Origin of the sequence: Comamonas sp. E6 (assembly GCF_001010305.1) — a bacterium.
Lineage (GTDB): Bacteria > Pseudomonadota > Gammaproteobacteria > Burkholderiales > Burkholderiaceae_C > Comamonas > Comamonas thiooxydans.
In genome coordinates this window covers 59,141-78,119 of sequence record NZ_BBXH01000010.1, presented here as the reverse complement: position 1 = coordinate 78,119, position 18,979 = coordinate 59,141, and the positions used below count along the sequence as shown (strand labels likewise).

The following is an 18,979-nucleotide window of genomic DNA, read 5'->3' as shown; positions in this document are numbered from 1 at the left end:
TACGTCGATCAAGGCCATCACTTCGGCGCTGCCGGCCATTTGCGGCACCCATTTGGGCGACACAAACGAAGCCGCTTCGATAAAGCGCAGGCCTGCGCGGCTGAGCTGGTTGATCAGTTCGACCTTGGCATTCAATGGCACAGGCAGCTTTTCGTTTTGCAGGCCGTCGCGTGGCCCGACTTCCACGATCTTGACCCGGCGCTCTGATGCATTCGACATTGCTGCTCTCGCTTTCAGAACAGTTTGAGCAGCGCAGGAACGCTGAGCACGGCTGTGTAATAGCCCATGAACTGCACGCCGGTGTTAAAGCCGAAGGTACGGGAGAGCAGGCCACCCATGAGGCCCATGGTCAAGATCACCAGCAGACCCAGCAGACCGCCTTCCCAGACGCTGATCACGATGATCAGGCCGACAAAGGTGGCAATGATGGCTTCGTGGCTGACTTTGCGCGATACAAACATTGCAGCACGGCGCGCGTAGTTCATTGCAAACGGATAGGACACCACTGCGGCAAGCAACACCGACAACATGCCGTAGCCCAGAAACTCCCAGTGGCTCAGCAGGTTGTGCAGATTGTGGGTCTGGCCCGTAGCAGCATCCACCGTAAAGCGTGGAGGTGCATTGAACAACGGTGCAGCAGGGCCGGCAGCCACAGGACTCAAGGGCAAACCGAAGGCGATCAGCGGGATCAGCGCTTCAGCAATGTAGGTGGCTTCTGTCACGCCGTTACGAGCGCTCAGCACCGTGGTCAGGCGGTGATAAGCGTGTTTGATGCGAGAGCCCACCAACTCGCCCAGCACCACGGTCATGGCCACAGGGCTGAATACAAAGGTTGCGCTGGAAATGGCGGCAGTCGTCAACGTCCAACGTGTCTGGGTTCTATCCAGCACCTTGAGAGGATTGGGGAAATAGCCCGACCAACCTTTGACATCAGGAGCCAGGTTGAACTGGCGAACCTTGTCGCGCAACATGCTCTTGCGTCCTGCGGGCGCCATGACGGTAAAGAGATCGGCGACCAGAGGTCCAATGGCGATACCCAGGAAGTAGCTGATGCTGAGCTTGGTGTCGTACTTGGCAGTCAGTGCCTGCAGAGCCAGAATCACCACCACAAAAGGCACGAGCAAAGCAATTGCACCCCAGCGGCCTTTGGAGAAATAGGCAATCAGCACGGCTGCGGCCAGAAAAATCCAGGGTGCAGTCTTGGTAATGGTTGAGCCGAATGGCGCCAACATCACGGCAAACAGCACCGCCAGCGGCACGGCGACAAAGGCCGCGACGATGGCGCCCGAGACCATTTTGCGCAAGGCAATATGCGGCACGCCAAGTTTGCGCAACAAGTCTGCATCCTGCAGCAAAGGCGTGGCGAGTGTATCTCCGGGGATACCCAGCAGTGCTGTAGGAACGGCGTGGGTCATGTGCTTGGCAACAGCACCAGCCAGAAAGAAGGTAAAGACGCCTGCAGGCGGAACGCCGAGCAAAACGACAAGCAGGGTGAGTGGTGCGAGTGTCGTGGTTTCGTCGGTGCCGGAAACCAGTCCGATTGCAGCAAAGACGATGGCGCCGATCAGGCCCATGCCCGCAGCGACGCCGATTTGTTCAATGAGTTGAGGATCCATGCCGTGTACTCCTAGGGTTATTGGCCATCACGGCTTTGGGGTGTCTTGGGCGTGACGAAAAGCTCGTAGAGCTTGAGTTCCTTGAGCTCCTGCACCACGACTGGGGGCAGGTCAGACACAGAACCCAGACCACCGGGCTGCTGCTCTAGCTCACGCAGCACCTCGGCACGCCATTCAGGGTTGCTGGAGATGTCTTCTTCGGTCACCACACGTTTTGGGGGGAAGATGCGAGCGCAAATAACGCCAGCCAGAACACAGCCGGCCAGACCAGCGAGCATGGCGTAGGCATGAGCCAGCTGTTTGGATTCGACCACCGAGCTCAGCCAACGGCTGGCTGCAAAAAAGCCGAGCACGCTGATCCCGATGCCAATCAGGATGGACCAGCTCAGGTGCTTGAGGTCGACGGTATCACCCCAGACCTCAGCGAGTTGCCAGTGCGAGGCTTGCTTGTCGGAACTCATAGCCTTGTCTCCTTGCTTGTTGTTGTTGTTGTTGTTGTTGTTCCCGTTTCGGGTAAGAAAAGCCTCGCCCGGATGTGCCTGGCGAGGCTGAGGATGCTTAGCGCCGGGCGCGAATTTCTTGCAGCACTTCCAGTGCGCGATCGGTGCGCACGTCATGCTCGGCAGCCAGGCGCTTGGCGACGATCTCTACTTCTTCACCCACGGCTCCTGCGACCAGTGCAATATTGCGAGCGTGAAGTGCCATATGGCCGCGCTGAATGCCTTCGGTGGCCAGCGCGCGCAAAGCACCAAGGTTCTGGGCCAGACCCACGGCGGCGGCAATCTCGCCCAGTTCCTGGGCAGATTTCACTTCCATGATCTTGAGCGCCAGGCGCGCCAGCGGATGGGTCTTGGTGGCACCACCCACCAAGCCCACGGGCATGGGCAGCTCGATGGTTCCCACCAAAGCGCCGGCATTGTCTTTTTCCCAGTGCGTCAGCGAGGTGTATTGGCCGTTGCGGCTGGCATAGGCATGGGCACCGGCTTCCACCGCGCGCCAATCGTTGCCTGTAGCGACGATGACGGGGTCGATGCCGTTCATGATGCCCTTGTTGTGGGTGGCGGCGCGGTAGGGGTCAATGGCTGCGAAAGTGTAGGCGTCGAGCACGCCTTCAATAATTGCCTCGCCGCTGCGCTCTTTGGTGGCCAAGGTTTGTGGGGTCAGGCGTACACGAGCACGGGCCAGGCGCAGATCTGCCAGGTTCGAGAGAATGCGCAGACGCACCGAACCACCGGTAATCTTTTCCACCAGTGGCGAGACTGATTCAGCCATGGTGTTCACGGTGTTGGCACCCATGGCATCGCGCACGTCAACGATCAAGTGCATCACGACCATAGGGCCGCGCGGAGAATCGGGGAAGACATGGATTTCGATGTCCTTGCAGCCACCGCCCAGGCTGATCAGCACCTTGTCTCGGCTATTGGCTTGCGCGAGGATCTCATCGCGGGCCTTGAACAACGCCAGTCTTGCACCATAGGGGTCGCTGATGCCGACGATTTGCACCTGCGCACGCATCAGCGGCAAGGTGCTCGACGTTTCAAAGCCTCCGTCTTCACGGGCCAGCTTGGCCATATACGAAGCAGCAGCAATGATTGAAGGCTCTTCCACTGCGAGCGGAATCAGCACATCGCGACCGTTGATGCGGAAGTTGCCTGCGACGCCCATGGGTAGCTCGAACGTGCCCACCACATTTTCGATCATGCCGTCAGCCAAGGTGACGGGCAGGGCGCCAGCATGGGTCAGTAGATTGCGTTCTTCGGCGCTGAGATTGCATGCGGTGGCGACATGCTCCCAGCGCTGTGCGGGGGTGAGAGCTCGGAAATTGGGAAGACGCGAATCGACGGCCATGAAAACTCCTACAGATCCAAATCTGGATATCAATACAAGGGGACGGTTGGCCGAGAATTTATTCAAACTGTACCTTTAAATACAGGTACAGTTTGCGAGAACAGTACTGCCGCAATGCAGCATTGGACCCATCGGCATACATACTGGCAACTCACGATCTAGGAGACTTGAATGGCGGGTGGCAACAAGCGTCAGGCCCCTATTGCAGAGCGTTTAGCTGATTTGATAGGGCAGCAAATAACCGATGGTGTGTATCGTGCAGGGGACAAGTTGCCATCCTTGCGTGAGCTGGCGCATTTGCACAGTTACGCCAAAAACACCGTGGTTGCCGCCTTTGATCTTTTGGTCTCACGCGGCTTGGTGGAGTCCCGGCGCGGTGCTGGCTTTTATGTTCAACCGCAGGCCCGCCATGCGATTCAGGATGAAGACGCAGGGCAGCTCAATCGCGCGATGGATGTGGTCTGGTTGATGCGCGAGCAACTCAAGACCCAGCCAGATGCTGTCGCGGTTGGCGATGGATTTCCGCCTATAGAGTGGCTGGCCGATATGCGCATGGATCGCTATCACCAGAAAGTGGTGCGAACCGGACTGGGGTCCTTGTTTCGCTATGGCAGCCGCTTTGGCTATGCGCCGCTGCGAGATAGCTTGGTGCGCAAGCTGGGCGTGTTCGGCCTGGGAGTCACACCTCAGCAAATGGTCCTGACCCAAGGTGCGAATGAGGCCATGGATCTGGTGATTCGCTACTTCGTCCCGCCCGGCGCGACGGTGCTAGTAGACGATCCTGGCTACTATTTGCTGTTTGGCAAGCTCAAACTGGCAGGAGCACGTGTGTTGGGAGTCCCCAGGCAAGCCGATGGGCCCGATGTCCAGGCTTTGGAGCAGTTGCTGCTGACCGAGCGCCCGCGCTTGTTCTTTACCCAGTCTCTGGCGCACAACCCCACTGGCTCGGACATCAGCGCTGCCAAGGCTTACCGCGTCCTGCAGCTTGCAGAACGGCATAACCTCTTGCTGGTAGAGAACGACCCATTGGCCGATTTCAAACCAACCTCGTCAGTGCGTTTGTCCACGCTGGACCAGCTGGAACGCACGATCTATATAGGCAGTTTTTCTAAGTCGTTTTCTGCGGCCCTTCGCGTGGGATTCATCGCCTGCAGCGATGCTTTAGCCAGCGACCTGGCAGATTTGCGATCGCTGATCCATGTGAGCGGGTCCGAATACTGCGAGCGCATGGTCGATGTGATGCTCCGCGAAGGCCACTACGAGCGGCATCTCGTGCGCTTGCGCCAGCGTCTGGGCAAGGCAACGCAGCAGGCGCTGGACTGGTTGGAGATGCACGAGTGCGAGGTGTTTGCGCGTAACACTCAATCGCTATACCTCTGGGCCACGTTCCCCGGCAATCCCGATGCCGTGCGTCTGGCCGAGCGTTTGCTCGCCCACAAAGTCACCATGGCTCCGGGCCATGTTTTCAACCTCGATCCGAGCCAGACATCACCTTGGTCGCGCTGCAATGTAGGTGCCATGCTGGACCCCCGCTTTGAGGTGGCCTATCGAGCAATGCAGGAGGTGCGCTGATCGCTTTTGCATAGCTTTGCGGAACTCATTCGTTGGAGTCCCAAAAAGAGAAGTGGCCTCGGTCGAGACCCGCTGTCCCTTGATTGATCAACGCTACAGACTTATGGCTGCCGATCACGGTCCGCTGCTTGAGCGGCTTTCACCGGCCACACCAGTTTTTGGAGCGCCCGGCAACTTCGTCCTCGGGGTCGGCTGCTTGGCTATTTGGCTCGACGCGTACCCCTGGGCGATATGAGAGGCGCAATGAAGCTCAGTTTGATGGCACTTTCAATTGTGGCTGCGTTCCTCCTTGCAACCCGAGGCTGTGCAAGCTTCAACAGCTACTGGTACGAAGGCTACCTACCTCAGGCGATCGAGATTGAAGAACTACTGTTTATCGAAGACAGCGGCGGCTTCAGAGAAGGTTGCGGAGCAGCGGTCTACAAAATCGATGGGCTATCGCTGGAAAACATTCGCTCGAATGGGCTTGATGCTTTAAGAGAAGCCAAGCAGGCTAGGCGGCATAAAGCTCGCGAATACAGTGACTGGAAGGAAACACCCTACATCGAGCCGAAGGGCGAAATAGTTCGAAACGGCTGGCTGACCGGTATGAACGAGGGGTGCTCGGATATTCCCTCCGAAATGCAGCGCGGCATCGATGAGGCGTTGAGAGAACCAGGCTCCTTCTATGCAACTGGGCATGAGTCTGGCTTGATAGTAATTCCCAAGCGTGGATGGATCATCTTCTCTCATTTCGGATGAAGATCGCTTGCGCGCCCTTCGGTTGCATGTACTTCCTCATCGCCATCCGATATCCGATGCCTGCGCCGAGCGTCAGTTTCGCATGCCTCCAGCGACGGCCTGTGGCCGGGACCTCCATTTCAATCCTGCCCTTGAAAGCGGTCGGGCGTGAACTTTCCCCATCGACCGCTTCATGCCAGGTATCGGAAGAAAAAGAGGCCGCAATGAATCACTGATTGCAGCCCATCAGGCAGTTCGTTCAGGTTTACAGGACCTTGAATGGAAGCTCCGCTTGTAGTCGAAGCTGATTCATATTGGCTTCACCTTGCGCTTTATTCGTTCGATGCACTCCGTAGCGCAACTGCAAACTCAGATTCTTCACCGCCCCATGTTGCACCGTGTATCGAACCTGAATGTCTCGCTCCCAGTGTTTGCCGTTGGCTGCCGAATAGCCGAGGTAGCTGGCATACACTGCGTTGAGACGGCTGTTGTCGATACCGGAGCCTCTGGTGTAGGCCACGCCCGCGCTCAATCCAGGGGTTGCGATGGAGCTCAGGTCCACGTCGTACCTGAGTTGCCAGGAGGCTTCGCGCGGACCGTTGAAGTCGGACAGCTGCATCGCGTTTCCCAACCAGATGGAGCCGCGATTCACATAGTCAAACGGGTTGTTCCCGCGGACTTTCTGGTAGCCGAGTCCGAATTTGTGAGCACCTATGACGTAGCTGCTCATCAAGCTCCAGGTGGTGGTGTCGATGACGCCGGACTTTGCCCTGCCGGTATCGGTGCTGCGATAGATATCCAGATTGAATGACAGTGAACGCTTATCTGGCAGAGGGAGTTTGTAGAAACTTCCCAGATAAGCGGTGTTCCAGTTGTCCGCGTATTGCCCGTAGTAGCTGCTGAGCGTCAGGTTGGTGATGGGAGTGACCCATGTACCACCTATAAAGCTGAAGGAGCTGCTGGTCACGCCCGAGTAGTTGGCCAGTAGGTCGGCACCGTTCTTGCGGGCGTTGCGGTCAGCCCAGCCGGTAAAGCGTCCGGCTTGCAGTGTGAGCGCAGGGATGTCTGTGCTGATGACTTGCCAGCCTCGATTGCTTTCAGGCAGCAATCGAGTATCGGACGAACTGAAGAGCGGGGACCCGGTACGCATCTCGCCCACCTTCAGTTCGGTGGCTGACATTCGGATTTTCAGCGCAGCGCCGGCGCGCCCAAAACGATCAGCAATCTCTTGTCCATCCCTGGCCACGTAGCGAGGTGTTGCGCGTGCATGGTTCGCTTCGGTGCCTAGATTGAGGGCCCCATAGGCATGCGCATCAAGCCCCACTCCAACAAGGCCCCGTGTGTAGCCTGATTCGTAATTGAGCATGAGCCCGTAGGCCGATTCGCGAGCAAGGGTTTGGCCTCTCTGTCCGCTTGCGGCGCGAAAGCTGCTGCCATTTTGATAGTCGAGTTGCTCTGAAAGCATGCGGTTTTGCATGATGAGGGAACTGCCCTCGGTAAAACCTTTGGCCTCCTCCTGTCCAATAGCGAAGGCCTTGCCACCAGCCAGGAACAAGGCTGCGACGATTGCAGGGGAGCAGAGGGTGGGGCGGGAGGTCTCGATAGGTTTTTCGGGGAAGACAGCGTGCATGTGCTCCTGCGCTCTTGGACACATGGTTTGCTTGCTGGAAGGGAAGAGCTGGAACCATGTGCGGGTAAACATAGAGTTGATATGATAGTGATAATTCAATATCAATAGTGCAAACAGCTTGTCACCTTCTCCATCTTCGCTAGCGAGTGCTGGCCGTCTGCAATCGATCGATGCGCTGCGTGGTCTCGTCATGCTGTTCATGCTGCTCGATCATGTCCGTGAAACCTTTTACCTGCATCTGCAAGTGCCGGACCCGATGGTGGTGGCAGACACTGCGCCCGGCCTGTTCTTTCCGCGCATGCTGGCCCATTTGTGTGCGCCTGTGTTTGTGTTTCTGACAGGCTTGGGGGCATATCTGTATGCCAGCCGCCATGCCGAGGCGGGTCAGGCGAGTGCAGCGTCAGGCTTCCTGTGGCGGCGCGGCCTGTTCTTGGTGCTGCTGGAGGTGACGGTAGTCAACTTCGCCTGGACTTTCCAATTTCCCCCCGCCAAGATCTTCCTGCAAGTGATCTGGGCCATTGGTCTTTCCATGCTGGCTCTGTCGGTGCTGGTGTGGCTGCCACGCAAGGCCTTGCTGCTATTGGGCCTGGTGCTGGTAGCAGGCCATAACCTGTTCGATAGCCTGCATTTCCCGGCGGATCACGTGATGCATATTCCCTGGGCAATCTTGCATGATCGTGGCTGGCTGGAGCTGGCGGGCTTGCAACTGCGCACGTCCTATCCCTTGCTGCCCTGGATTGGTGTGATCGCCCTGGGCTACGCCATCGGACCGTGGTTTGGCAAAGCCTGTGACCCGGCACGGCGCAGACACCATCTGCTCGTTGCAGGCATTAGCTGCCTGCTGAGCTTTGCGCTGTTGCGCACGCTGAACCTGTATGGCGATGCACCTTGGCTGGCCGGTGCGGATACGCTGCGGACGGTCATGTCCTGGTTCAACGTCACCAAGTATCCGCCCTCACTGCTGTTCCTGTTGTTGACGCTCGGCATCGGATTGCTGCTGCTGGGAGCGTTCGAGAAAGCCACAGGCCGCCGCTGGCTGCTGCTTCTGGCCACGCTGGGGGCCGCGCCTATGTTTTTTTATGTGCTGCATCTGTACGTGCTCAAGTTCATGTACTTGAGCGCAATGGCGGTCTGGGGGGCCAACCAGGGACAACTGTTCGGGCTGAGCAGTTTGCTTTGGCTATGGGTGATCTCGGCGCTGCTGGCCGTGACCTTGTATCCCGTCGTTCGCTGGTTTGCTGCATTCAAGCAGCGTCGACGCGACATCACTTGGCTCAAGTACCTGTAGGGGCCGCTCAAGGGGCGAGCCAGGGCACAATATCGCATCCCCGCTTCCACGACATAGCCTTGCCACAATGACCCCCTCCAAGCAACGATCCACGAAGCAGCGCGCGGCTATTGAGCAGGCCATGACGAAGGCCGACAGGCCGCTTGCGCCACAGGAGGTGCTGGAGTTGGCGCAGGCAACGCTACCCGGGCTGGGGATTGCGACCGTGTACCGAGCGCTCAAAGCGATGGCTGAAGAGGGTTTTCTTCATGAAGTCCACTTGCCTGAGCGCACGCCCATGTATGAGGTAGCTCACCACGGCCACCACCACCATTTTCAGTGCACCGTCTGTCAGCGGGTTTTCGATGTGCATGCCTGTCCCGGCAACCTGGCGGGCTTGGCGCCACCTGGTTTTCTGGTAGATAGCCATGAAATTACGCTGTATGGCTGCTGTCGTGAGTGCGCGTCCAATTTGTCGGGGGGATGACCTCTCTTGCCGGTAGCCGTCTTGTCGGTCAGCCTTGAATACCGATTCCATCCCAGACCGGCCATGCGATCTGTTGTCATGTCCGACATCATCTGGATGACTGCTTCTGCGTGTGCCGAAATGGTGCAGCAGACCCTTGCGGGCGTATGCAAGCGCACATCTGCGACGAGCCCGAGACCGCGCCGTACTGCTCCGTACGACCACCTTCGATCTTGATGTTGTTTGCTGCCCCAAGGAATATGTCAGGCAGTCCTGTCCTTGGTCATGCAATATGAGTTGATGAACATTGCAGTGTGCTGCAAAGCCTGACGTATATCCGGTTTGGCTATTCCATGCCTATTGGCAAATTGCTCGACCGCCGCCGTATCAAAGCGAGTGGTCTGGATAAAGTCCAAGGCTTCGGCGTCTGTATTCAAGAACCGCGCGACGGGCGGAATACTCAGCAGTAACTTCAGCAATCGCAGTGAGATGTGATACCTGGGAGGCTTCAAGCCCATGGGTTGTGCCACCTGTCCCAAGAGCTCCCGCAAGTTGGGGCTTTGGTCATCAAGCGCCAGCAGTTCCTTGCCCACCATGGCAGGATCGAAAGCACAAGCCGCCACCAACTCAACCAGGTAATCCACGGTGACCAGTGGCAGCCAATGCTTGGCAGTACCGGGCACTGCAGCCAGCTTTCCCTGCGCAAGATTGCGTATCAGTGCCACCAGCGGCCGACCGTCAAGGATATGTCCGGTACGGCTATGGCCGCAGACCGTCGCGGGGTGAACTACGGTAGCTTCCCCACCCTTGGTGGACATGACCTGCAGGGTCGCAAAGTGCGCTTCCAGCTTGCTCGCCTCGTAAGCACCGACGTGTCGGTAGACGGCAGGCCAATCGGTCAGCTCTGGATGACGAGGATCAATTCCGATGCGAAGCAGATGTTCATGATTCTTCAGCATGTAGCCGCCGATCATCACCAAGCGGCTATTTAGCTCAGCCGCCAACAGCGCCACGCGCTTTGCCCCTTCTACATTGACCGCACGAGAATGCTCCAATGAAAGCCCCCAAGCGAAGTGGGCACCCAGGTGGAATACGACTCTGGCCTGCCTTAGCACTGCTTGGTCGGCGGGACTCAGCCCGAGGTTGTCCCGCTCAAGGTCGCCTGCAACGGCAAATATCCGGGTGGCAATTCCTCCCAGATTGTCGACTTGCTCTCGCAGTGCAGCCAGCCGTTCTGGGCGGCGCATCAACACCCGGACAGTGTGACCTTTGGCACTCAGGTTTGCCAGCAAATGTTGACCGATGAAGCCGGTCCCTCCCGTGACAAAGCACTCCACGTTCATTCTCCTGCTCCTAGGTAAGGTGAGAAATCAAATGTAGAGTGTCGACCTAACTCTATAGTCAAGCGGTATTTTGATGAGAATCGGCGAACTTGAAACCCGCAGCGGCGCCAGCCGCCATACTTTGCGTTACTACGAGCAAATCGGTCTGATCTCGCCGACGCGGCGAACCAACAACTATCGCGTCTACACTGCGCAAACCCTGAAGGATCTGACCTTTATCCAGCGCGCGCAAAGCATGGGTTTTTCGCTGGGGGAAATAGGCCAGATCCTGGATGCGCAGCGGAACAAGACGATTGATTGTGCTGACGGCGCCAAACTCATTGAAAAGAAGATGGCGGAGATCAGGCAGAAAATCGCCGACCTCAAAAGCATTTACCGCTATCTGGATGAAGAGCGTGCAAACCTCGAAGCCAGTGCTGCCAGACAACTTGAACTGCAGCAACTGGCCAAGGCTTCGAGCTGAGCTGTCGGTGCCCAGGAACGGAAGCTGCCGCCGGCTTCCGGTTTCAAGCCCCCGCTCAGGTATTTTGTGGAACGTAGCGGCCGGACCCTGTCTGGTTCAGTGCAGGCTTGCGCGTCCTCTCTACGAGATTTGAATGGAGCCCTGCTGCGCGGTTTGTTTCTGGGGGCGCACACCTCGTGCCTAACCCCGTCTGTAGATGGGCAGTCTGTTCCTCGTTTCAAGCACCTGGATCGCCTTGACAGACAGGTCCGTCAAAAGTTACTGATCAGCGCTTGCATTGACGGGAAGTCCCTGTAAAGCAACAACACCATGCACCTAGAGACATGTCTAGCTATAAGATACATAATTAATGAATCTTATGTGCGGTAACGACAGCGAAAGGAATTGTGCAATGAGGATTCATGTGCTTTGCACTGAAGAGGAGGTCGTCAGCTTGGTGCACTCCTTCTATGCGCGAATACGCCAGGACGAGGTGCTCGGCCCCATCTTCGATGCACGTATAGCGGACTGGGATCATCATCTGACCAAGTTGGTGGATTTCTGGTCGGCCATTTTGCGACGCACAGCACGCTTTTCAGGGGCCCCTATGCCCAAGCATGCTGCGCTACCGGGTCTAAGCCTAGAGCTGTTTGAGCGCTGGTTGGGCCTGTTCGAGATCACGCTGGCCGAGCAACCCAACCGCGCCATGGCCGATCAAGCGTGGCAGGCGGCGCGCCGTATTGCACAGAGCCTGTGGTCGGGCTACCAGATGAGCCGTGATCCCAAGGCACTACCGGCGGTGGTGAGCCATGTCTGAGCTGCTGCAGATCGAGGAGCCGATGGGGTTTGTGCCCCAACCCAAGGCTCCTGCACCCCAGTGGAAAGCCTTACTGGAGCTTGGCTTCAGGCCCTTGTACATGGCCGGTTGTCTGTGGGCTGCGGTGTCGGTCGCGTTGTGGGTGTTCGCGCCACAGTGGCTTGCGGGGCGTTTGGGCGGCGTGCAGTGGCATGCGCACGAGATGTTGTGGGCCTTTGTGGCGACGATTGCCGTGGGCTTTCTGCTCACGGCGGCTAGTAACTGGACTGGAAGCAACCCTATTCAGGGCCGGGCGCTGGGCGGGCTGTGCGTACTGTGGCTGCTGGCGCGCGTGGGTTTCCTGGTGGTGGGTGATACAGCTTTTGCTTTTGCCGTAGTGTGCGAACTGCTGTTTTTCGCCGCCGCTGCCGTAGTGCTGGGCCGGGTGATCTATGCAGCACGCAGCCGACGCAACTACGGCCTGCCGCTGCTGGTGTCAGGTCTGGGCGTGGCCGATGCACTCTTTCTGCGCTCGGTATGGCAAGGCAGCGACTACGCAACGCTGATGCATTACCTTTATACAGGGCTGCTGTGCATGGCTGTGACTGCACTACTGGTTGCGCGGCGCGTTATTCCATTCTTCGCAATGCGGGCGGTGACGGATCTGCAGATTCCCATGCATACGGCCAGCGGGCAGTGGCAACTCTGGGCTGGCGTGCTTGGCATTGTCTGCCTGTTGCTGGGATGGGTGTCGGGTATGGTGACCGCATTGGCTGTCACGGGACTAGTCACCCTATGGCAGGTGTTGGCCTGGAAACCCTGGGCTGTGCGTCAGGTGCCGTTGCTGTGGATTCTGTATCTGGGTCATGCGGCCTTGGGCACGGGCCTGCTGGTGGCAGCGTTCCAGGCGAGCGGCTGGGTATTGCGCTTGGCCTGGCCGATCCATGTGATCGGTGTGGCCGGCTTTGCGGTGCTGATAATCGGCATGGTGACACGTACGGCTTTGGGCCATCTGGGGCGACCATTGCGCGCCGATGGGAGCATCGTGGTGATGTATGTGCTGGTGCTTGCCGCCGCTTTGCTGCGCCTGCTGGCACTTCTGCCTGCGGGGCTCCCTCAAGCCGCGCTGCATGCCTCGGCGCTTGCATGGGTGCTGGCCTTTGCTTTGTACCTATGGCGATTTGCGCCCTTGCTGATTCGGCCGCGCCTGCCACCAGCTGGACTCCCAGCGGCTCAACCATCAGGACATGTCGCCAGCAAGTCCAGAAAATCTGTTTGAACGAGATCACTCAATGCGTCTAACCCTGATGACCGACTATGCGCTGCGGCTGCTCATGCATGTGGCCCAGCGGCCAGAGCGCCTATGCACGATTTCCGAGGTGGCGCAGGCTTACAGCATTTCCGAGGCAAATCTGATGAAAGTGACGCATCAGCTGGCCCTGCAGGGGTGGATAGAGACGGTACGTGGCAAGGGAGGCGGCATGCGCCTCGCCCGTGAACCTAAGCAGATCCATATCGGTACAGTGATACGTGGACTAGAGTCCGACTTCACGCTGGTGGAATGCTTCGGCAACGACAACCGGTGCACGCTGACCGGCGACTGTCGCCTCGCTGGCATGTTGCAAGGAGCTTTGCACAGCTTCATGGCGCATCTAGATGGCTTCACTCTTGCGGACCTGATACCGCCAACGTCTGTCAGCGCAGTGCCGTTGATTCCTGCCATACGACTGTCAAGAGAGAAGGCCCAGACATGAGCTATGGCCTGCTGATCACACTACACCTGCTGGCCGCCGTGGCGTTTGCAGGCACAGTGTTCTTCGAAGTCGTGCTGCTGGCCAACGTGCACAGCCGAGTGCCGAAGCAGCACATGCTCCCCGTGGAGCAGGCGCTGGGGACACGCGCCACCGCCGTCATGCCCTGGGTGTTGCTAGTGCTGTATTTTGCGGGAGCAGGCTTGGCCTGGCAGCACCGCTCGGTACTGGCGCACCCATTGGCCAGCAGTACAGGCATGCTGATGGTGCTCAAGATTGCGCTGGCGCTTAGCGTGCTTGCGCACTTCGCCAGCGCCATGTGGTGGCGCCGCAAAGGACAACTTAATGGGCGACGCTCGCACCGATTGCATCTGAGCGTGTTCTGCCATGTGCTGCTCATTGTCTTGCTGGCCAAGGCCATGTTCTATCTGCACTGGTAAGAGCCTGGCCAAGTATGCCAAGCGGCTGCATCCAAATGCGTCATGGCAGACTCATCCTGATCAAGGGGGAAAGTCTGCCAAATCAATATCCAAAGAACTCCTCACTACGAACATCGTCCTCATCAATGCCGGCTGATAACAGCAACTGCTGCATTGCCGCCACCATGGAAGGTGGGCCAGCAACATAAAAGATCGGATTAGCCAAGCCCTCAATGGCCTGCTGGAGCCACTCTCTATCGATCGTTTGTGTATCACCACTCCAATCCACGGCAGAGTGCGCCATATCCGTCATGGTGGCCTTGAGCCGGAATTTTGGATTCTTCTTTTCGAGAGCTTGAAGCTCAGAGAGAAATGCCGAATCTTCTGGACGACGATTGGAATACAGCAGAAGCAAATCCTGCTGTGACTGCTGCACTGCAGCGTTTCGCAGCATGCTCATGAACGGCGTCACGCCAATCCCACCGGCGATGAGCACACCCGCTCGCGCCGTGTTTTTATGCAAGGTCAGCGAACCAAATGGTCCATCGATATCCAACTCTGCACCTACGGGTAGAGCTCCCAAAGCGCGTTTGTAAACGCTGTCCCTCATCCGCGTGGCAAACACCAATTCACTCTCGTGTGGCGCGCTGACAATGGAGAATGCGTGACATCGCTCCTCTTTGCTTTCCCCTGGGAGCGCGCCCGGCAGCTGGATTTCAAACGCCTGTCCAGGGCGGAAATCAAACCCCGCCGGTTTGGCGAGATGGAATGCCATCGTACCCTGTGCAACCTCTTCGCACTCGAGGATTTTGCTGTGCTCTATGCCCATGATTCACTCCTTCGCAATCAATGGATCTACACATTGGATGCGTCCAATGGAGCAAATATTCCTGCCAATCGATACCCACCGTGAGAAACGGGTCGAATTGGGTGTTCTCATTGAACCGACCACCTCAGCCTGTTATGGCGGCGTTTGGCCAGAAGCAGCCCCGTTCAGCACAAGGCCGCGAACGGGAGGCCTAGGCTGGCTGTAGCCGTTTAACTCAAAGAGGCGTTGTTGCATAAATCCAGTTTGAGGCGAGTGACCCCATACCCCGGCCGTGGCTATGCCACGGCTGCCGTCTGAGGACGGCCCAGTTCAGTAAATCGATTCAATATGGCTGCTCGGATGTGCAGCTCGTTGACTTGGCGTTCAAAGGTGCGAGACATCACTCGCTCACCCAGTCTTTTGATGCAGTTCATCTTCGTTTCCACCAGACTTCGCCGGTGGTAGCCAATCCAGCGTTTCCAGATACTGCGTCCCAAGCGCCTGCACACAGCAATAGCTGCATTGCGGTGTTCAAAAACTGTTCCCCTGCGCACTCGTGCATTCTTGCGTGGAGGAATGAGGGGTATAGCCCCGCGCCTGATGACCGCTTCGTAGGCGGGCTGTGTATCGTAAGCACCATCACCAGTAAGACTTTTAAGTGCTTCATCTGGTGGCAATTGTTCCAAAAAATCGCAGAGCACTGAGGCATCGCTGACGTTGTTGCTCGTCACACAGATTGCCCGAATCTGCAAGGTGTCGGCATCGATGCCTATGTGCAACTTACGCCACTGACGGCGATATTCGGCACCGTGCTTTTTGCACTTCCATTCGCCTTCACCCAGAAACTTGATTCCTGTTGAGTCAACCAGAAGGTGCAAGCCTGCTTTGCTGCGAGAGTACGGAATCTGGACATTCAAATCTCGCTGTCGCCTGCACAGGGTGCTGAAGTCGGGCACTGGCCATGCAAGGCCGCACAGTTGAAGCACCGACTCCACCAAACCAGTGGTTTGCCTCAGCGCCAAGCCAAACAAGTTTTTAAGGGTCAAGCAAAACTGGATGGCAGCATCAGAGAACTTCGGACTACGTCCGCGTTTGCCGCTGCCAGCGGCAAACCAGGCCATGTGCTTGTCCAATCAAACTGACAGTGAACCACGTGCCTTGAGTGCCGCGTTGTACTGTTTCCAGTTCGTGGTTTGGTAGCGAGGTTTGTTGGCTGGGATCATGCAGCAAGCCTACGGCTGGCGGCATAGCTATTTATGCAACAACGCCCTGTCGAGGCTAGGGTGCATCATTGCGACCGCCCTGGCAGAAGCGGGGCGAGTTCCATCCGGTCCCGTCCCTTGCGCTTCGATGCGTAGAGGGCTTCGTCGGCCCGCTTGAGCCAATGTGACAGCTCGGTCTCGGGCTGGTCGAACAAGGTTGCACCGATGCTCAGGGACACTGGCTCCGGCGTTGCGAACATGGCGCGCGCCTGCTGCGCGAACGACTCGCGCAGGTTCTGTCCCAGCTCCTGTGCGACGGCACCGGAGACACTGCGCAGCAGAATCACGAATTCGTCCCCGCCCAGTCGCGCGGCCTGTGCGCCGTGGGGCAGCAAGCCTCGGATGAGGTCGCTCAGGGTCACCAGCAGGCGGTCGCCGGCATCGTGACCGTGTAGGTCGTTGACCTGCTTGAAGTGGTCAATGTCGATCAGCAGCAGGGCGCCTGGGCTGGCTGGCGAGGCCTGCCGCAGCAGCTCGGGTGCGCGCAGATAGAGCGCTCGGCGGTTGTCCAGGGCGGTCAGCGGATCGCGGGCGGCGATCTGTGCGATGCGCTCTTCGCGGCGATGGCGCTCGGTGCCGGTCATGGACATCGCGAGCAGCATGATCGCCATTACGCCTTCTACCAGCGAGACCAGAATCACCGCGCCTCGGAAACTGGCCAGGTTGACGAAAGCGTCCGGTGCCACGGCCGAACCGGCCTTGGCCAGGTAGAACAGGCCGTGTGCCAGCAGGACGAAGCGCAGCTGCGCCGCACCCACACTCAGCGCCGCGCCGTGCGGGCGCAGCAGCAGGCCGGCGCGCAAGGTGATGACGGCAATCATCAGCGACTGGATGCCCAGCATCGTCTTGGACCACCAGGGCCCGTCGGGCAGAAACAGCATCGCCAGCCAAACGACGGCCAGCAGCCACCAGGTGCGCGGCAGCCTAGTGCGTGTGAATCCGGCAACGCCAACCAGGAACAGCCAATGGGCTGAGATCAGCAAGCCGTTCGGGAACCAGATGCCGAACAACACATAGCCACTGGAACGCAGCAGGGCCAGCACGCTGCCCACGGCGATGATCGCAAACCCCGCGCTCCAGAGTAGTAGCGAGCGTTCGCGGACGCTGCTCCATTCCGCAGCCAGGTACAGCGCCGAGGCTGCGGCCATGGCCGCGGAGAGGACGAGCAGGGTGAAGGGATCGAGAACCATGGACGATGGATGTGTCAGCGGGGGAGCCGATCAGCTGCTCGGGGGCGACGGTCGGGGCCGTGGCATTGATTGAAATGGAACGGGCCGCACGCGAGGCGAATTGTCGCAGGATGCGGATTTTCAAGTATCTCTTGTGGGCTGGGTCACCGGGAGGAATTAACGGATGGAGCCGGGCATAAGGAGAGGATGTCCGACGCAGCTCCCGCCGCGATCGGCAGGCCGTCCTCGGTGACCCGGGCACACGCGGAGCGGCCGTGCGACATCGCCGCTACGGCTGCGAATTCACACATGAAAAAGCCCCGGGGCAGGGCCACGGGGCTTGGTGTCCGAGTCAGAAGAACTTACTCGGCGCTGGGAGGCACATAGCCGGCAGCAGCATCGGCTCCGCCGCCAAAGAAATGGTTTTCCATCTGACGAGCCAGATACTGGCGGGCGCGGGCATCGGCTAGGTTCAGACGGTTTTCATTGATCAGCATGGTCTGGTGCTTGAGCCAGTCGGCCCAGGCCTGCTTGCTCACGCTTTCATAGATACGCTTGCCCAGCTCGCCAGGGGCAGGAGGGAAATCCAGGCCTTCAGCGTCTTGACCAAGCTTGATGCAGTGAACGGTACGTGCCATGTGTAGGGTCCTCTTGGTTGATTTCAGATGTTTAGGTAATAACAAACTGAAATCTTAGTAGTTTGAGTTTTAAGAATGCGGCTCAAGAATGCACAGCAACGGGGGCAGAAGCCCGTTAACCATTCACTCCAAGAACACAGTCCAATGAAAAATCGTCGCAACTTTATCAAGTTTCCTCTGGCTGCCGGTCTGATTGCTGGCTTGACCCTCTCGGCTCTGCCCACATTGCCTGCTTTTGCACAAACCGGCGTGCAGCTGCTCAACGTTTCTTACGACCCCACACGCGAGCTGTATGTGAACTACAACCAGGCGTTTGCCAAGCACTGGAAGGCTGCGCAGAACCAGGATGTGACCATCAAGCAGTCGCATGGCGGCTCGGGCAAGCAGGCGCGTTCCATCATCGACGGCATTGAGGCCGATGTGGCCACGCTGGCCCTTGCAGGCGATATCGACGCCCTGGTCAAGAACGGCAATGTCAAGGCCGACTGGCAAAAGCGCCTGCCGCACAACAGCGCGCCCTACAGCTCCACCATCGTGTTCCTGGTCAAAAAGGGCAATCCCAAGGGCATCAAGGACTGGGACGATCTGGTCAAGCCCGGCATCCAGGTGATCACGCCCAACCCCAAGACCTCGGGTGGTGCACGCTGGAACTATCTGGCGGCCTGGGAATTTGCCAAGCGCAAATACGGCGGCGATGCACAGGCCAAGGATTTCATCACCAAGCTCTACAAGAACGTGCCCGTGCTGGATACGGGCGCGCGTGGCTCCACCGTGACCTTTGTGCAGCGCGGTCTGGGCGATGTGCTGCTGGCCTGGGAGAACGAGGCCTATCTGGCGCTCAAGGAGTTCGGCCCAGAAAAGTTCCAGATCGTCGCACCTTCGCTGTCCATCCTGGCCGAGCCTTCGGTGGCCGTGGTCGACAAGGTGGTCGATAAAAAGGGCACGCGCACCGTGGCCGAGGCCTATCTGAAGTATCTGTACTCCGAGGAGGCCCAGCGCATCGCCGGCAAGAACTTCTACCGTCCGACCGATGCCAAGGTGGCCGCCGAGTTTGCCGGCCAGTTCCCCAAGCTGGAGCTGTTCACCATCGACAAGGCCTTTGGCGGCTGGGCAGCGGCAGACAAGGCTCACTTCGCCGATGGCGGCAGCTTCGACCAGATCTACACCAAGAAATAAGCGAAACGCAGGATGGGAGCGCGATGAGTGCTCCTGTCTTTGCAATGACAAAAAGA

Annotated in this window: 18 protein-coding genes and 2 pseudogenes; 10 read left to right on the top strand and 10 right to left on the bottom strand. The window is 58.3% G+C overall.

The window, feature by feature from the left end; all coding sequences use genetic code 11:
• The 4 genes and pseudogenes from CSE6_RS09780 to CSE6_RS09765 all read right to left on the bottom strand — a co-directional run.
• Window positions 1–219 (bottom strand): annotated as a pseudogene (locus CSE6_RS09780) (hydroxymethylglutaryl-CoA lyase); the annotation flags it as partial.
• Window positions 220–233: 14 nt separating this feature from the next.
• Window positions 234–1,616 (bottom strand): tripartite tricarboxylate transporter permease, encoded by a 1,383-nt coding sequence (locus tag CSE6_RS09775; protein WP_003066594.1) that lies wholly within the window; start codon window positions 1,614–1,616, stop codon window positions 234–236.
• A gap of 17 nt (window positions 1,617–1,633) precedes the next feature.
• Window positions 1,634–2,077, bottom strand: coding sequence for a hypothetical protein (locus CSE6_RS09770; RefSeq protein ID WP_034406331.1), 444 nt, complete (start codon window positions 2,075–2,077; stop codon window positions 1,634–1,636).
• A gap of 97 nt (window positions 2,078–2,174) precedes the next feature.
• A complete protein-coding gene (locus CSE6_RS09765) occupies window positions 2,175–3,464 on the bottom strand; it encodes a hydroxymethylglutaryl-CoA reductase, degradative (protein WP_034356319.1) in 1,290 nt (429 codons plus the stop codon).
• A 171-nt stretch (window positions 3,465–3,635) separates the two neighbouring features.
• On the opposite strand from CSE6_RS09765, the gene CSE6_RS09760 reads away from it, so the two are divergent.
• Together CSE6_RS09760 and CSE6_RS09755 are read left to right on the top strand one after the other, a co-directional pair.
• Window positions 3,636–5,036 (top strand): PLP-dependent aminotransferase family protein, encoded by a 1,401-nt coding sequence (locus CSE6_RS09760; RefSeq protein WP_059440419.1) that lies wholly within the window; start codon window positions 3,636–3,638, stop codon window positions 5,034–5,036.
• Between the two features lie 243 nt (window positions 5,037–5,279).
• A complete protein-coding gene (locus tag CSE6_RS09755; protein ID WP_059440418.1) occupies window positions 5,280–5,777 on the top strand; it encodes a hypothetical protein in 498 nt (165 codons plus the stop codon).
• Window positions 5,778–6,021: 244 nt separating this feature from the next.
• On the opposite strand, the gene CSE6_RS09750 is transcribed toward CSE6_RS09755, so the two are convergent.
• The gene (locus CSE6_RS09750) at window positions 6,022–7,587 is read right to left on the bottom strand and encodes an OprD family outer membrane porin (RefSeq protein WP_238585673.1); all 1,566 of its coding nucleotides are present in this window, start codon (window positions 7,585–7,587) and stop codon (window positions 6,022–6,024) included.
• Here CSE6_RS09750 and CSE6_RS09745 point away from each other — a divergent pair.
• Together CSE6_RS09745 and CSE6_RS09740 are read left to right on the top strand one after the other, a co-directional pair.
• Window positions 7,577–8,674 (top strand): DUF1624 domain-containing protein, encoded by a 1,098-nt coding sequence (locus tag CSE6_RS09745; protein WP_045840489.1) that lies wholly within the window; start codon window positions 7,577–7,579, stop codon window positions 8,672–8,674. The two genes, CSE6_RS09750 and CSE6_RS09745, sit on opposite strands and share 11 nt — an antisense overlap.
• Window positions 8,675–8,741: 67 nt before the next feature.
• The gene (locus CSE6_RS09740) at window positions 8,742–9,140 is read left to right on the top strand and encodes a Fur family transcriptional regulator (RefSeq protein WP_083994705.1); all 399 of its coding nucleotides are present in this window, start codon (window positions 8,742–8,744) and stop codon (window positions 9,138–9,140) included.
• A 242-nt stretch (window positions 9,141–9,382) separates the two neighbouring features.
• Here the strand turns inward: CSE6_RS09740 and CSE6_RS09735 are convergent, their stop codons facing one another.
• Complete coding sequence (locus tag CSE6_RS09735; RefSeq protein ID WP_059440416.1) at window positions 9,383–10,462, bottom strand: SDR family oxidoreductase; 1,080 nt, start codon at window positions 10,460–10,462, stop codon at window positions 9,383–9,385.
• A 73-nt stretch (window positions 10,463–10,535) separates the two neighbouring features.
• On the opposite strand from CSE6_RS09735, the gene CSE6_RS09730 reads away from it, so the two are divergent.
• The 5 genes from CSE6_RS09730 to CSE6_RS09710 all read left to right on the top strand — a co-directional run bounded on the left by CSE6_RS09730 (window position 10,536) and on the right by CSE6_RS09710 (window position 13,891).
• Window positions 10,536–10,925: a MerR family transcriptional regulator gene (locus tag CSE6_RS09730; protein WP_059440415.1), complete on the top strand. Its 390-nt coding sequence runs from the start codon at window positions 10,536–10,538 to the stop codon at window positions 10,923–10,925.
• Between the two features lie 391 nt (window positions 10,926–11,316).
• Window positions 11,317–11,721, top strand: a complete 405-nt coding sequence (locus CSE6_RS09725; protein ID WP_034379853.1) for a group III truncated hemoglobin — start codon at window positions 11,317–11,319, stop codon at window positions 11,719–11,721.
• The gene (locus tag CSE6_RS09720) at window positions 11,714–12,979 is read left to right on the top strand and encodes an NnrS family protein (protein WP_034406315.1); all 1,266 of its coding nucleotides are present in this window, start codon (window positions 11,714–11,716) and stop codon (window positions 12,977–12,979) included. The genes CSE6_RS09725 and CSE6_RS09720 overlap by 8 nt, the downstream gene beginning before the upstream one ends.
• A gap of 13 nt (window positions 12,980–12,992) precedes the next feature.
• On the top strand, window positions 12,993–13,454 hold the full coding sequence (locus CSE6_RS09715; protein ID WP_003066673.1) for an Rrf2 family transcriptional regulator: 462 nt from the start codon (window positions 12,993–12,995) through the stop codon (window positions 13,452–13,454).
• Window positions 13,451–13,891: a CopD family copper resistance protein gene (locus tag CSE6_RS09710; RefSeq protein WP_034406313.1), complete on the top strand. Its 441-nt coding sequence runs from the start codon at window positions 13,451–13,453 to the stop codon at window positions 13,889–13,891. The genes CSE6_RS09715 and CSE6_RS09710 overlap by 4 nt, the downstream gene beginning before the upstream one ends.
• Window positions 13,892–13,973: 82 nt before the next feature.
• Here the strand turns inward: CSE6_RS09710 and CSE6_RS09705 are convergent, their stop codons facing one another.
• From CSE6_RS09705 to CSE6_RS09690, 4 genes and pseudogenes are all read right to left on the bottom strand, one after another.
• Window positions 13,974–14,699 (bottom strand): FAD-dependent oxidoreductase, encoded by a 726-nt coding sequence (locus CSE6_RS09705; RefSeq protein ID WP_034379843.1) that lies wholly within the window; start codon window positions 14,697–14,699, stop codon window positions 13,974–13,976.
• A gap of 275 nt (window positions 14,700–14,974) precedes the next feature.
• Window positions 14,975–15,901: pseudogene (locus CSE6_RS09700) on the bottom strand (IS5 family transposase).
• A gap of 65 nt (window positions 15,902–15,966) precedes the next feature.
• The gene (locus CSE6_RS09695) at window positions 15,967–17,130 is read right to left on the bottom strand and encodes a GGDEF domain-containing protein (protein ID WP_034406310.1); all 1,164 of its coding nucleotides are present in this window, start codon (window positions 17,128–17,130) and stop codon (window positions 15,967–15,969) included.
• A 341-nt stretch (window positions 17,131–17,471) separates the two neighbouring features.
• Complete coding sequence (locus tag CSE6_RS09690) at window positions 17,472–17,747, bottom strand: oxidative damage protection protein (RefSeq protein ID WP_003053502.1); 276 nt, start codon at window positions 17,745–17,747, stop codon at window positions 17,472–17,474.
• Between the two features lie 144 nt (window positions 17,748–17,891).
• Here CSE6_RS09690 and CSE6_RS09685 point away from each other — a divergent pair, with 144 nt between their 5' ends.
• On the top strand, window positions 17,892–18,923 hold the full coding sequence (locus CSE6_RS09685; RefSeq protein WP_003066547.1) for a sulfate ABC transporter substrate-binding protein: 1,032 nt from the start codon (window positions 17,892–17,894) through the stop codon (window positions 18,921–18,923).
• Window positions 18,924–18,979 lie beyond the last annotated feature (56 nt).